This window comes from Bacillus sp. PK6-013 (genome assembly GCF_054161445.1).
The window spans coordinates 1,787,094-1,801,135 of sequence record NZ_CP096417.1 but is presented as its reverse complement, the minus strand read 5'-3'; the positions used below and the strand labels follow the sequence as shown (position 1 = coordinate 1,801,135).

16 protein-coding genes are annotated in these 14,042 nt (G+C 47.0%); 5 read left to right on the top strand and 11 right to left on the bottom strand.

The genetic code is table 11. From position 1 onward, the window contains the following. Window position 1 precedes the first annotated feature (1 nt). Genes M1E03_RS09035 through M1E03_RS09025 form a run of 3 tightly spaced genes read left to right on the top strand, consistent with a single transcriptional unit; the run spans window position 2 to window position 2,970 of the window. Complete coding sequence (locus M1E03_RS09035) at window positions 2-841, top strand: ATP-binding cassette domain-containing protein (RefSeq protein WP_458110750.1); 840 nt, start codon at window positions 2-4, stop codon at window positions 839-841. Next, a complete protein-coding gene (locus tag M1E03_RS09030; RefSeq protein WP_020452061.1) occupies window positions 841-1,626 on the top strand; it encodes an ABC transporter ATP-binding protein in 786 nt (261 codons plus the stop codon). The genes M1E03_RS09035 and M1E03_RS09030 overlap by 1 nt, the downstream gene beginning before the upstream one ends. 15 nt (window positions 1,627-1,641) lie before the next feature. Then, on the top strand, window positions 1,642-2,970 hold the full coding sequence (locus M1E03_RS09025; RefSeq protein ID WP_025811203.1) for an MATE family efflux transporter: 1,329 nt from the start codon (window positions 1,642-1,644) through the stop codon (window positions 2,968-2,970). A gap of 51 nt (window positions 2,971-3,021) precedes the next feature. Here M1E03_RS09025 and M1E03_RS09020 read toward each other — a convergent pair whose 3' ends face one another. From M1E03_RS09020 to M1E03_RS09010, 3 genes are all read right to left on the bottom strand, one after another. Then, entirely contained in the window at window positions 3,022-3,663 is a 642-nt protein-coding gene (locus M1E03_RS09020) for a FusB/FusC family EF-G-binding protein (RefSeq protein ID WP_020452063.1), read from the bottom strand. A gap of 211 nt (window positions 3,664-3,874) precedes the next feature. Further along, a complete protein-coding gene (locus tag M1E03_RS09015; protein ID WP_020452064.1) occupies window positions 3,875-4,213 on the bottom strand; it encodes a YolD-like family protein in 339 nt (112 codons plus the stop codon). Between the two features lie 15 nt (window positions 4,214-4,228). Beyond that, complete coding sequence (locus M1E03_RS09010; RefSeq protein WP_023855953.1) at window positions 4,229-5,491, bottom strand: Y-family DNA polymerase; 1,263 nt, start codon at window positions 5,489-5,491, stop codon at window positions 4,229-4,231. Between the two features lie 275 nt (window positions 5,492-5,766). Here M1E03_RS09010 and M1E03_RS09005 point away from each other — a divergent pair, with 275 nt between their 5' ends. After that, window positions 5,767-5,979, top strand: coding sequence for a YqzH family protein (locus M1E03_RS09005; protein WP_095291534.1), 213 nt, complete (start codon window positions 5,767-5,769; stop codon window positions 5,977-5,979). Window positions 5,980-6,063: 84 nt separating this feature from the next. Next, window positions 6,064-7,302: an MDR family MFS transporter gene (locus M1E03_RS09000; protein WP_105981063.1), complete on the top strand. Its 1,239-nt coding sequence runs from the start codon at window positions 6,064-6,066 to the stop codon at window positions 7,300-7,302. A 51-nt stretch (window positions 7,303-7,353) separates the two neighbouring features. Here M1E03_RS09000 and M1E03_RS08995 read toward each other — a convergent pair whose 3' ends face one another. The 8 genes from M1E03_RS08995 to bcrA form a co-directional block, all read right to left on the bottom strand. Further along, window positions 7,354-7,737: a VOC family protein gene (locus M1E03_RS08995; protein ID WP_023855956.1), complete on the bottom strand. Its 384-nt coding sequence runs from the start codon at window positions 7,735-7,737 to the stop codon at window positions 7,354-7,356. 14 nt (window positions 7,738-7,751) lie between these two features. Next, the gene (coaA, locus tag M1E03_RS08990) at window positions 7,752-8,711 is read right to left on the bottom strand and encodes a type I pantothenate kinase (protein ID WP_103749550.1); all 960 of its coding nucleotides are present in this window, start codon (window positions 8,709-8,711) and stop codon (window positions 7,752-7,754) included. 241 nt (window positions 8,712-8,952) lie between these two features. After that, window positions 8,953-9,918, bottom strand: a complete 966-nt coding sequence (locus tag M1E03_RS08985; protein WP_103749514.1) for an ABC transporter permease — start codon at window positions 9,916-9,918, stop codon at window positions 8,953-8,955. Next, the gene (locus tag M1E03_RS08980; RefSeq protein ID WP_023855958.1) at window positions 9,896-10,558 is read right to left on the bottom strand and encodes an ATP-binding cassette domain-containing protein; all 663 of its coding nucleotides are present in this window, start codon (window positions 10,556-10,558) and stop codon (window positions 9,896-9,898) included. Before M1E03_RS08980 ends, M1E03_RS08985 begins: the two co-directional genes overlap by 23 nt. A gap of 115 nt (window positions 10,559-10,673) precedes the next feature. Beyond that, entirely contained in the window at window positions 10,674-11,162 is a 489-nt protein-coding gene (locus M1E03_RS08975) for a hypothetical protein (RefSeq protein ID WP_023855959.1), read from the bottom strand. A gap of 490 nt (window positions 11,163-11,652) precedes the next feature. Beyond that, entirely contained in the window at window positions 11,653-12,264 is a 612-nt protein-coding gene (gene bcrC / locus M1E03_RS08970) for a bacitracin resistance undecaprenyl-diphosphatase BcrC (protein WP_023855960.1), read from the bottom strand. 121 nt (window positions 12,265-12,385) lie between these two features. Continuing rightward, complete coding sequence (gene bcrB / locus M1E03_RS08965; protein ID WP_229029997.1) at window positions 12,386-13,072, bottom strand: bacitracin resistance ABC transporter permease subunit BcrB; 687 nt, start codon at window positions 13,070-13,072, stop codon at window positions 12,386-12,388. Window positions 13,073-13,112: 40 nt separating this feature from the next. Beyond that, complete coding sequence (gene bcrA, locus M1E03_RS08960) at window positions 13,113-14,033, bottom strand: bacitracin resistance ABC transporter ATP-binding subunit BcrA (protein WP_219192067.1); 921 nt, start codon at window positions 14,031-14,033, stop codon at window positions 13,113-13,115. Window positions 14,034-14,042 lie beyond the last annotated feature (9 nt).

Below are 14,042 nucleotides of genomic sequence, written 5' to 3'. Positions count from 1 at the left end.
CATGCCGATGTTATCCATTGAGGGCTTATCAATCAGCTCCCGACAGCACACCATTGTCAAAAATGCCTCCTTCTCGATCCATGAAGGGGAATGGTTCGCGCTGCTCGGGGAAAGCGGCAGCGGAAAAAGCCTGACCGCTTCGGCCATAGCCGGGCTGCTTCCGGACGGACTAACGGTGTCCGGCGGAGATGTGATATTTGAGGGCTGCCAGATGCTTCAAGCCGGCCGCAAAGCGCTCCGACGCATGCGCGGAAAGGATATCGCCTGTATTTTTCAGGACTGTCACGGAGCATTCACCCCTTTTATACGGATCGGCAAACAAATTGACGAAATGGTCAAAACGCATACCGATTGGTCTAAAAACAAGCGAAGAGAAGCGATTCTCCACGCTTTTCGGGAGGTTTCTCTGCCGGAAAACAGAGTATATGAAAGCTACCCGTTTCAATTGAGCGGCGGGCAGCTGCAAAGGGCCGCGATCGCTCAAGCGATGATGCTCCGCCCGAAGCTTCTCATCGCAGACGAACCGACAACGGCTTTAGACAGCATCACGGCAGCGGACGTCTTGCAACAGCTCACCGTGATGCGCGCCAAAACAAACTGCGCCATCCTTTTTATCACTCATGACCTCCGGCTTGTCAAAAGGTACGCCGATCAAACCGCTGTCATGCAAAACGGAGAAATCGTCGAAAGCGGTTTAACCGCTGATTTAATCAGACAACCGGCACATGAATGTACAAGACGTTTATTCGCAGCCGTCCCGCCGCTGAAAAATCCTCCGCCGAGGCTGACAGCCGCGCCTGAAACAAAGGAAGCGGCGCTGGCGGGAACAGGAGGTGCGTGATGACCCATTCAGCAGAAACCGTTCTTTTTGTCAGCAATCTGACAAAACATTACGCTTGCGGCCACAAAGCGGTTGACAATGTATCGTTCTCCATTCGAAAAGGCGAATGCCTCGGGCTCGCCGGCGAGAGCGGCAGCGGGAAAAGCACCCTCGCGCGCTGCCTTCTCCTGCTCGAAAAAATCGATCACGGAGAGATTCGGCTTCATCAACATCCGCTTCCCGGCATAAACAAAAAAGAGACCCGAAGACTGCGCCGAAAGCTGCAGGCTGTTTTTCAAAATCCGGCCGCATCATTGAATCCAAAGCTCAATATTATCGATTCAGTTATGGAGCCGCTTGATGTTTCCAAACAAGACATACCGCCATTTTTAAAGGACTTCCAAGGCAGCCGCCGTCTGACGGCTGAGCGTCTGTTCTCAATGGTCGGCCTTCCCTCGAGCCTCCTTGACCGCTATCCGCATGAATTAAGCGGCGGGCAGCTCCAAAGGGCCTTAATCGCCAGAGCCATCAGCACTCACCCGTCTTTAATCATCTTTGATGAGCCTACGGCAAGCCTGGATGTCACCAGTCAGGCGAAGATCCTCGACCTCCTCAAAGATTTGCAGGATGATATGGGGCTTTCCTATTTGTTTATTTCCCATGATCTGGCCGCTGTCCACTTTATGAGCCATCGCATCATGGTCATGAAAGACGGGCAGATTGCCGATCAATTTAAAAAAGAAGAGCTTTTTTCTGCCGAAAGGCACCCATATGCCAAAAAGCTGCTTCAGGTGTTTGAATCCTAAGGGGGGTCATAAGAGATGAATCACAGACATTATCTAGCACTCGCCGTTCCGCTGATCATTTCAACGATCACCACTCCTTTGCTGGGGGCGGTCGATACGGCGGTAGCCGGGCAGCTTTCCTCCCCTGCTTACATCGGCGGTGTTGCAGTCGGAACGATGATTTTTAATACGATGTATTGGCTCCTCGGCTTTTTGCGGGTGAGCACATCGGGGTTCGCTGCTCAGTCGCTCGGCTCCCAAAACAGATCAGAGAGCGTTTTGGCTCTTGCCCGGCCTGTTTGCATCGCGGTTTTTGCCGGACTGATGTTCATTCTCTTGCAAAAACCGCTTGAATACGCAGCGCTGACGCTGATACAGCCTGACCGCCATACCGCTGAATTCGCCTCGCAGTATTTTTCGCTGAGGATTTGGGGCGCTCCATTTGCTTTAATCAGCTATTGCATTCTCGGCTGGCTGATGGGAATGTCCCTTATCAAAGTGACATTGCTTTTGCAGATTTCGATGAACGTCTTGAATATCGTGCTTGACATCGTTTTTGTCTACGTCTTTCACATGGAAGTATACGGCATCGCTCTAGCCACTTTGATTGCGGAAGTGACGGGCTGCCTGATCGGCTGCTGGCTTGTGAAAACGAATGCCGCCATGCGGTTTAAGCTGCCGTCCGTCAAGGTTTTGTTCGACCCGAAACCGTTTAAAAAAATGATGGTTGTCAACCGCGATCTATTGATTCGGACATTGTGCCTTTTAACGGTTTTTAATTTGTTTACGGCTAAAGGAGCCGGCTTCGGCGCTGAAGTTTTGGCCGCAAATGCGATCTTAATTCAAATTCATTATATGATGGCTTATGTGTTTGACGGATTTGCCAATGCATCGAGCATTTTTGCCGGGAAAGCCGTTGGAAGAATGGATCGGGAACTTTATTCCCGTACGCTTTCCCTTTCGATCCAGTGGTCGCTGATCTCGGCCGCGCTGCTTTCAGTCGGCTACTTTCTTTTGAAAGGTGTAATCCTTCCCTTGTTTACACCGCTTGAAAGCGTTTTGGAAGCAGCGAAAACCTACGATATTTGGATCGCTCTCTTTCCTTTGGCCGCAAGTTTCGGACTCGTTTTTTACGGGATTTTTACAGGAGCGACTGAAATAGGCCCGGTCAGAAATTCAATGTTCTTGGCTGTTCTCGTCTTCCTGGCCGCCTTTTTTACCGCTGTGCCCGCTTTCGGAAACCATGGGCTGTGGCTCGCTTTTCTTTTATTCAGCCTTGGACGTTCCGTATTCTTATGTATGGCTGTTCCCGGGCTGACCACCCGTCTCTTCGGAGAGCGAAGTGCTGCGAAAGAGGCAGGCTAAAAGCCAAATCATAAAACCCCCCCGGCTAAAGCTTAGCCGGGGGGTTCTCGTTTATTCTTTCGTTAATTGTGCGACGAAATGGTTCAGATGATCCAGCGTCATCACATTTTGATTGCATGTTTCACTGTCACAGCAAATATAATTGCCTCTGTCTGTATAGGTTTCTTTCCCGCTTTTCACCCGGGCCATGAACAGTCCGATCTCTTCGGTCCTGTTGCATATCGCGCAGATTCCTTTTTTATTGCTGGATTTGATGGTGCCGTGTATTCCGGTCAGCTTTCCGCCGGCATCCACAATCATGTACTTTCTGCCTGATCCTGCATCATTCCATCCCAGGTAGGAATATCCGCTGAAATCCATCTGTTCAAAATCGGGCGTCTTTAACTTCTTCACTTTAGAAAATAGCTTTTTAGCGGTTTTTACTGTTATACGCTGAAATGGAATGACATGAGGCTTTAATTCGGCTAAAAAGCGCATCGCTTCACCGCTGTCTTCCACTTCTGCCATCTTCTGCAGCAAAGACTTTTGATCGCTGCTGAGATCAGGAAACAGGTTGAACACTTGATCGAGCGCATTGCATTTCAAAGCGTCAAGTACGTTTTCGTCATTGATGTTCGCATGTCCCTGAACAAGGCTGTCCGTTTGAAACTTAATAAAATTATATTGGTCATTTCTGATAAAAGGTGTCTTCATTTCTGCCAGCTCCTTATTTATGGATCTATATTTAAAAATAAGGTGCAAAGCCGGATGATCAGAAATGATACCTTGCTTTTTTTAGGCGATTTGTTTATAACCCCGCCTCATGCAAAGTATCGCCTTTCAAGATAACAGGCTTTGCATGAGACGCTGCAGTCGGCAAATGAATGTCATTTACCATTTTATCCACCTCCGAATACTGATTCTATTATAAACGACAATCGTATTCAATCTCAATGATATCCTCCATCTTTAAAATGCATATTTCATCCGCCCGGCTTACGATCCGCAGCTCCCTTTTCAGGGCGTCGGCATAGTGAATCCGGCCGGCCAGCGTTTTCACTTCCCCCTGCCGATAATAGGCAAATTGCAACATTCTGTTTTCTGCCATCGCTTCACAAATGATTTCATTAAATTCTTCATATTTTTGTTCATCCAGGATCGGTTTTTTGAGTTTTTGAAGGCTTTCATGATATTCCCTGAGCAATTCCACGTGCTCAGGCAGCATCATGGAAACCCATTTGATACTGCCTCTGTCGCGAAGCATAAATGATTCTCCTTTCTATGCCTGATGGCCTCCGACCAATTTTGACCGCAGCCGGGCCGTCCCGGCGTTTGTATAGGAAACAGCCCGCAAAAGCGCTGTTGATCCGTGCCGTTCTCTGATGCCGTCCATCACGTACCCGAGCTGCCGCTTCTTTTCCTGATCGGGACGAAAAAGATCAAGCTGCATATTGGTGTCGTCTTGAATATTGGACAAAGAGACGGAAATTTTCCGAACCGTTTTGCCGGCATAAAACCGCTCGAACAATGCCAGACATGTATGGTAGAGATCAAGGGTGACATTTGAAGGGCTTTCCATTGTTTTTGAACGGTAAAACCCGCCGCCAAGCTCATCGCGGCTGTATTCGACGCCAAGACTGACGGTCCGGCCCGCCTGGCGGTGGGCGCGCGCCCTTTTGGCCACTTCTTCACACATTTCAAGAATGACATGCTTGACTTCCTCCGGATTCGGATAATCGCGAAGCAAAATCTGGCTTTTTCCATAGCTGACCTGCCCCTCCAAGAGCGGCGCTCCGATCGCTGAAAGGTCGATGCCCCAAGCGTGATAATAGAGCTGGTTTCCCATCACCCCGAATGTTTTCTCAAGCCGCTTGAGATCATAGTGAGCCAGCTGACCGACTGTAAAAATCCCCATCCGGTTTAACGTCTTTTCCAGCCTGGAGCCGATTCCCCACATGCGGCGCAGCGGAGACAGCGGCCACAGCTTCGTTTTCACGTCTTCGTAGCCCCAAACGGCCACTCCGTCTGCTGATTTTTTCGCTTCAAGGTCAAGGCACAGCTTTGCCATCAGCAGATTCGGTCCGATTCCGACAGCACAGGGAAGGCCAAACTCCCTTTCCATATCATCTTGAATTTTCATCGCAATCGTTCGGGCGTCTCCCCACATGCTCTCAACACCGTCCACCTGAATAAAGCTTTCATCCACGCTGTACGTATGAATGGCATCAGGCGGCACATAGCGGCAGAACAGCCGGGTGAGCTCTGTAGAAACACGGACAAACAGCCCCATCTTTGGATTGACCAGCTTGATGCGCGGATCATCCGGCAGCTGATAAAGCCTTGTTCCCGTTTGCACGCCGAACTCTCTTTTCAGAGCCGGAGAAGCAGCGAGAACGATGCTCCCCTGCCGCTCCGTGTTTCCGACAACCGCCAGCAGGCAAGTCATCGGATCAAGTCCGAGCAGGACTGCGGCACAGCTTGCATAAAAGCTCCGCATATCAACGCACAAAACCGAACGCGACGGATATTGACCGTAATCCATCTCTCTCCCTCCAAAAAGAACTGATGTTCGCACAATTAGTGTATGAATACTATACTCCGAATATACGTTCGATTTCCAGGCGTAATTTTATCCAAAGAAAATCCTGGCTGAAAGCAACAAAAAACACCTTCTTTGGAAAGAAGGTGACATGGCGGATCATTCCAGTTCGGAATGCTGCCGCATCCGGTTTAATGACTCAAATTGAAAGCTCCCTTGAGAACCTCGTTTTTTCCTAGTAAGATAAAAGAAAAAGCGCTCCTAAAGGAGAAAGACAAATGGATGAGAAACTGATTGAAAAAATGCTCGGACAGGCGCTGAAGCAGTACGGACGCAATGTTGCAACCGATCCGCTCAGCCCCGGCGAAAAAGAAATCCTGAAGATGGCTTTGCAGGAAAGGCGGATCGAGGAACCGAATGAGGGGCTGCATGCCCATATCGAAGATGTCATCTATGATTATGTCACAAATCAAGGCTTGTTCTCCTTTTGATCACCCAGCATATAGAAATTCCTCTATTCACCGCCATTTGTTTCATGTATGATAAACAAATAAAAACGTAACGGAGAGTTTCTCATGAAACAAAAATGGCAGAACATCCACCCGCTCAGCTGGACCATTATTGTCGGAACCATTTTCGGACGTATGGGCACAGCCATGAGCATCCCTTTTTTAGCAATTTATTTGACACAAGTGAAAGGCGCCTCTTCCGGCTTTGCCGGCGCCGTCATTGCAGCGAGCTCTCTGATCGGAATTGCGGCAAGCTTTTACGGCGGGTACTTATCAGACAGGTTCGGCCGGAAAACCATCATGCTCGTTTCGATTTTCGGCTGGACATTCGTGTTCGCCGGTTTCACGCTCGCCGATCATGTCTGGACATTCTTTGTCATGAATGCCTTAAACGGATTATGCCGCGCTTTGTTTGAACCGACTTCAAGAGCGCTGCTTTCAGACGTATCCAAACCCGAAACGCGCCTTTTCGTCTTTAATCTCCGCTATACCGCGATCAACCTCGGCGTCGTCTTCGGTCCGCTTTTAGGCCTGTACCTCGGATCTTCGAAAACGACGCTGCCGTTTTTCATTGCGGCTTTCATTTATTTTATTTATGCGGCGGTGCTGGTCATTCAATTTAAACACCACACCGTACCGGCAACTGAGCGGAATAAGCGTATAAAAGTGCGGGAAGCGCTGGAGGTGACAAAAAAAGACCGGGTATTTACGATTACACTAATCGGTTCGATTCTTTGTTTATTCGGGTATTCCCACTTCACATCCACGCTCGCACAATACATGGCGGCCAGCCCGTTCATCGAAGACGGGACGAAAGTGTTCGGTATGATGCTGACGCTGAATGCCTTGGCCGTGCTTGTCGTACAGTACCCGATCGTACATATCGCCAAACGGTTTTCACCGATTTTATCGCTGATTGCCGGAAATGTGCTGATTAGCGGAAGCCTGTTCAGCCTCTCGTTTTTCCACGATCTATGGTCCATCGTCTTGATCATTATCGTGTTTACGATCGGGGAAGTGCTTCTCTTTTCGATGATGGATTTACTGGTCGACCGGATTGCCCGGCCTGAGCTGAAAGGCACTTACTTCGGGGCTATAGGCTTCACCCAGCTGGGAAGCGTGATCGGCCCTTGGGCGGGGGGAATGCTGCTGGACGCCTTTGGAGCGGAAAAGCCGTTTTTCACTTTTGCAATCCTGTCCGCTGTCACCATTTGCGGCGTTCCTTTCCTGGTGGCAGCCTTCCGGAAGCTCAAAATAGATGAAGCAAAAGTCAAATTAAGTTCGAAAAAAACGATGCAGCATTAATTGAAAACAGGCCGGCTCGTTCAAAGGCCGGCCTTCCGGCGGACGCCCGCCTCAAGGCGCCGCAAGTTCGACTTTGATGCGGTCGGGATCTTCGGTATATAAGGCATAATGCCCGCTTCCGCCGGCAAACGGATGTCTGTCTTCATATAAAATGCGGCATCCCCGCTCCCTCAGTTTCATTGTCATTTCGTCGACCTGTTCTTTGGATGCCGCGTAAAAAGCAAGATGGTTTAAACCGACGCGGCACCTGTGATAACCTGCTTTGACAAACTGCTCTTTCGCCTGCACAAGCACGAGATAGGCGCCGTTTGCTTTCCAGCTGATCCCGTCTTCCCATTGTTGAAAAACCTCATAGCCGAGCTCTCCGAGAAACCAGCCCCAAAAGCGCTTCGACGCTTCCAAATCTGAAACATACAGTTCAATATGATGGATCATGCAAGCCTCCTCTTCTACACCCGTCTGACGAGAATCTCTTCCACCTTGTGGCCTTCGCCTTTTCTCAAGATTAAATCAGACCGGAATTTTGTAGGCAGAATGTTCTCATACAAATTCGGACGGTTGACGGTCTCCCATATTGACTTTGCCATATGGTCCGCTTCTTCGTCCGCAAGGTCTTTGAATTTATGGAAATAAGAACTCGGATCTTGAAATGCCGTCTCTCTGAGCATGCGAAAGCGTTCAAGATACCATTTGATAATGAGGTCTTCTTCGGCATCCACATAAATTGAGAAGTCAAAAAAATCGGAAACGAAAACCCGCGGTTTTGTCCGGTCGTCTTCGATCGTCGGTGTCTGCAGCACATTGACGCCTTCGATGATGACGATATCCGCTTGTTCAACCGTTTCGTAAACCCCTTCCAATCTGTCGTACGTTAAATGGGAATAAACGGGTGCGCGAACGATTTCCTTGCCGGATTTTAAATCGTTTAAAAACTCAAGCAATGCTTTGACATCATAGCTTTCCGGAAACCCCTTCCGCGACATCATCTGTTTTTCTGTCAGCACCGCATTGGGATAAAGAAAACCGTCGGTTGTGATCAGACTGACTTTCAGCCGTTCCTGCAAACGGGAGAGCACCGTCTGAATGATGCGGGCCGTCGTGCTTTTTCCAACCGCGACGCTTCCGGCAATCCCGATGATGAACGGAATTTTGGCCGCGTGAGGATGGTTCAAAAAACCGTTCACCCGGGTGTTCCGTTCATATTGAGTTGTCCGGTGTAAATAAAGCAGCCTCGCCAGCGGAACATAAACGGTTTCGACTTCTTCCAAAGACAGATAGTCATTTAAACCTTCAAGCCTTTTTACTTCCTCTTCGGTCATTTCTACCGCCATATGCCCGCCAAGATTTGCCCAGGCATCGCGGGTATGACTCGTATATAACGTGTGCAAATTCAAATCCTGATTCGTCATTATACTCACCTGCCCTCTGTTCAAAAGCTGTTTACTAAAAAGTGCATGAATTCCTGAGACCGCTTTATTATTATATAGAATTTTTCGAATATTTACGAGGAACAAGGTTTCAATCAAAACAACCGCCTCATCCAGAGACGGCAGATTCTGTTGTTCAACTATTTGACACTCGCCTGCCAAACCTGAGCCAACGGGCATCCGTCGCTTGCAAAAAAAGAGCGCAGGCACTTGCGCTCTTTTTTCAAACGACATATTTGCTTTGCCTGTGCGCCATATAATAAGTAACCGCAGACAGCAAGCCGACAGATGCGGCTAAAATGATGACGACCGGAATCATGTCCACCTTCACCGGTGTAAACAGTTTAAAGCCGCCGCTGAAACTGAAAACCGCATGCCCGAGATTAGACAGCAGGTTTTTCAAATCGAATCTCCCCAAAGCAGGGATAAGCAGGCTGTAAACGATATACAGCAAAGCAGGCGTAATAAAGCTTCTGAAGAGGACGCCCAAATAAAATCCGACCGTCGAAAAAATGAAGCTGACCGCCAGAACGACAACGAGCTGAAGCGGGATATTGCTTTTTGAAACAGCGGGTATTGTGAACTCGCCGACCGGTATGGCCCTTGAAGCCAGGGAATAAAAGACGAAGCTTGACACATATGCCGTACATACAACGGCGATCACGGCGGCAGCCATCACCATGTAAACCGAACACTGTTTGGCCAGCAGAACGGATTTCCAATCATGGCTGACAGCTTTCACTTTCACCGTCTTGAACCTGATGTCGTAAGAGGAGATATAGATGGCATACAGCGTAAAAGCCAAGGGAAAAATGATGAAGCCCATCAGCTCAAGCGTCATGATAACCGACTGCCTGGGCTCCAGATGATGGAGGGACAAGACGAAATTCTCATAGTCAAACCTTAAAATATTTTCGACGATCTCTCCGTCGCCATCCTCGCTTTTCAGCTCCCCTTCCTTCACCTTGACGGGCGACGCCAGCGCCTGCTTAATATCGATGCCGAGTTCTTTATATTCGTCTTCAGTCTTTTTAAACTGCTGATAGCTGTCAATTGTATTTTTATAATGTACATATATGTATCCGGATGAAATGAATAATAGAGGAAGCAATAACATGACGAGCATTTTAGAATATGATTGAAATGCAAGCTCTTTTTTGAAAATATTATAAATATTCTTTATAGACATCGCCCAATTCTGCTCCATTCGTTTTAAAATTGTCTATGTGGATAGCTGAACCGTCTTTCAACACGTATAATTGATCGACGATTGAAGAATAAAACTCAAACTGATGGCCGGCGGCAACAATCGTCATCCTGCTCGACCAGTCATTGATCAGCGCCTGAAGCTCCATCATGGACCGGTAGTCAAGCCCGTTTGATATCTCATCCAAAAACAAATATGACGGTTTGTTTAATGCAGCGATCATTAAGGCCAGCTTTTTCTTTTGTCCGTATGAATAGGTCTTAACCTTTTTTTTCAGCAGCGCCCGGCCGAGGAACTTTTGCGATAATTGTTCCAGCTCTTCTTTGCCGGCAGGTTTATTGATCAACAGTTTAATATTTTGATATCCGCTCAGATGATCGTAAAACGGGGAATCGTCATAGATAACGTGCACTTTGCTCCTGACGGCTTCAAGCGGCTCTCCGTCGTACAGAATGCCGCCTTCGAAATGTTCCAGCTTGAGCAGGCATTTCAAGAGCGTCGTTTTCCCGGCGCCGTTTTCCCCCATCAGGAAGGTGACTTTGTTTTTTTCGATATTCATGTTGAGACGGTTGAATACCTTTTTGCTTCCATAAGATTTCGTCAGGTCATCGATTTTGATCAATTTAAAAAATCCTTTCTTGCATCAGGATGGTGTTGCAACATTCTCCATTATACAACGCTGCCATTAATTTCAAAATAGTCTTTTAGCAGCGTTGTATGAAATGGCTTACGGCAAATTAATCGTTTCCGTATTTTCCTTTTTTATTGACCCACCTTCTGTCTGTAAAGGTTGAGCTGGCGAATTCAACATCTCCCCACGGTGTAACGGTCCCGAAGCTCAGCGTTTTTTTCGCTCTCCATTTGTGAAGCCCTGAAGACTTGTAATACCTTTTAATCCCTTTTGCTCTCACGACATTCGGAAAGACGTAGCCGACATCCTGCGATCCGCTGCTTTTCGATACTTTTTTGCCGTTGTAGTACCAGTCGATATAATCTTTCGACCAGGCGAGGAAGCTTCCTCTTTTAATTGTGAGCCTTTTTCCTGCATATGCCGTCACACCGCTTTGGACAGATGCCTGTTCAGGAAGTGACTGCACGTATTCTGTCTTGGCTTCAAGCAGTTCTTTTTGCTCACTTGTCAGCTGCCCGTCCCCAGCAGCCGCAGCGAATGAGGATGGAACCAGGAGCGCCGCAGACAAAGAAAACCCTAAAATCGCTTTTTTCATTTCGTTTCCCTCCGTATTTTTGATAATTCGTATGTACGTCTTCAGCTGCCATCCATAAGCTACTGCCGCATCCAAAACAATTTAAGGTCCGAGTTCTCTCATTTTAATGGATGAAAAAATAGATTTCTAGCAGAATGGACCATTTTATCATTACCTATTGGAAATTATCACCTCCTATGTATTTGATATTATACCATATTTTTACTTATATTCAATTCCTATTATTTGGAATTTTCGTCATGGATAGCCCGCATCTTTTATAATGGGGATGAAAAAAGGAGGAAGAAGAGGAACCTATATACCTGGAAAGCGATTCTACAGCTGTTATTCGTAAAAAAAACAAAGCACCCGACAGACAGTCTACCTTCATGGAGACGGTCATATACTCTTGCTGTCGGGAACCGCCTTCGATTTGGAGGATGAAGAAGCCGATCGTTTATTTGTGAGTGCACATAGCAAAGGCTGCCTAAATCCAAGGCAGCCTCATCCTTTAAAAGTTCTTCGATTTATCGTTCGATTTGCTTTTGGAAGGAACAATCCGGTGTTCCACCTTTTCATAAAGGGACAGCATTTGATGAATAAATGACAGCTTCGGTGCTGTCCAGAATACAAACAGAGCTGACAACACGCCAAGAAGGGCTCCCGCCGCAACATCGAGCGGATAGTGAACGCCCGACCAAATGCGGGAAATGCCTACGGCAAACGCAAGCACAAGCCACAGCCAGCCCGTCTTTTTGTGAAACAGGAAGATTAAAAAGCCGATTGAAAAAAACAAAATCGTATGGTCGCTCGGAAACGAATTGTCAATTTCATGCTCTATCAGCTTGTTGACATTCGGAAGCGTGGCAAACGGTTGATAGTTGGAATGCAGAAAGCCCATGATTTTCCCAAGAATTTCGGCAATCACAAATGCGATGACTGCATAAATGACCATCAATCTGTTTTTTGTCGTCCGGGTCAGCCAATAAACGACAAGACCCAACGCGAGGAAGTACATCATATATTCGGCCAGAAAGTAAACGACCGGATTCAGCATCGAATACTCTTTTCCCAAATCATTAATGAAACGAAAAGCATCAATATTTAATTCTGAAAAAGACATGTTCCATTCTCCTTTTTTATACTTTTATCCTAAATATATCCATCAAAATTGTGCAATAAGCCTTTATCGGGATTAGGAATGTACAAACATGTGTTGCACATTCCCTTAGACTCCTCCTGCATCAATGAATATCGATTTTTTTAAAGTAAACGATTGTCGCGGCTAATCCAAGAACGGTTGTGGCGGCAACACTGATAAAAGAATATTCGGGCGGATATTCCGGAAAGAACGTACCCGAAGCGATCACCCATACCGCCGACCAGGGGAGTAAAGCGCTGTACTCCGTGCCGTATACCATAATGCTGACCATTGATATAATGATTGTAAAGATAATGGTGGGCACGTAGTTTTTAAACAGCAGTGTCACAAATATAATTGGACTGACCAGGAAGAAAAGAAGTGCCCCGCCTATCATAAATTGTTTAAACCCATCTATTAAAACCGCCGAACTGAGCCCTTCAAACTGGCCGATCAGCCCAAACAGCAGCGTCAGCACCCAGGCAATCAACGTCAGCATCATGATCCAAATGAGGAGCAGAACCAATTTGCTGACAATCAGGCTGATTCTTGAAACAGGAATCGTCAATAGATTCTTTAGCGTGCTTTCAGCGTATTCCCGATTGAATAAATATGATGTAATCACGCCATACAACGGGACTCCGATCAAAAGCACAATATACAGGTTGGTATCGGAAAAGGTCTCACTGAAGCGAATCGGTACATCAGGGTACTTGGCTTTTTTAGCCAAAGACGATATAAAACAGATGAAAGGGGCTGCCGCCGCTCCCAGGATACTGACAAGAAACATCTGTGACCGCTTAAGCTTCAGCAATTCGGTATATAGCAAATTAGCCAATCGTCCCGCCCCCAATCAACTTCACGAAATAGTCTTCAAGACTGTCTTCGCTCATCGCAATCTTCAATACGTCTATTCCGTTTTCGACAAACAATTTATTAAGCTTTCCCTGCTGGCCCAAATGGGAGTATACCCGGATGATCCCGTCCTGGTGAACTTCGTAGTCATGAATATCAAAATGCTGTTCCATCAGAACGACCGCTTTATTTTGATCGGATAATTGAAATTCCAGATATTTGCGGTTTCTTTTTTTGAGATGGTCAAACGGAATTTCTTCAAGCAGTTTTCCTTCATGAATGATCCCGACATGATCGACGAGCTGTTCGATTTCAGACAAAATGTGGCTTGATATAAAGATGGTGATGTTTCTTTCTTTGGCGAGAGAATGAATGAGTCTTCTCATTTCTTTGATCCCGATCGGGTCCAAGCCGTTTGTCGGCTCGTCCAGTATCAACAGCTCCGGATAGTGAAGCAAGGCTCTTGCAATTCCCAGCCTTTGTTTCATGCCCAAGGAAAACTTGCCGACGAGCTTTTTCGTTTCATGCTGCAGGCCCACGATCTCCAATACTTCATCGATCGCATTTTTTTTATGGATACCTATGATTTTCGCATTGATCAGCAGGTTTTCCCTTGCCGTCAAGTTCGCGTAAAAGCCGGGCACTTCCACGATAGATCCGATTCTTCTTAAAATTTCTTTTTTATTCTTGAAAAAATTCTCTCCGAAAATTTCTATCTGCCCGCTGGTCGGTTTGATCAGACCCAGCAGCATTCTGATCGTCGTCGTTTTGCCGGCGCCGTTTCGTCCCAAAAATCCGTATATATCTCCTTGTTTTATATTGATATTGAGATGGTCTACAGACTTTTGCGGCCCGTACATTTTCGTGAGATCCGTCGTTTTAATAATTGTGTTCAAAGTTGATCC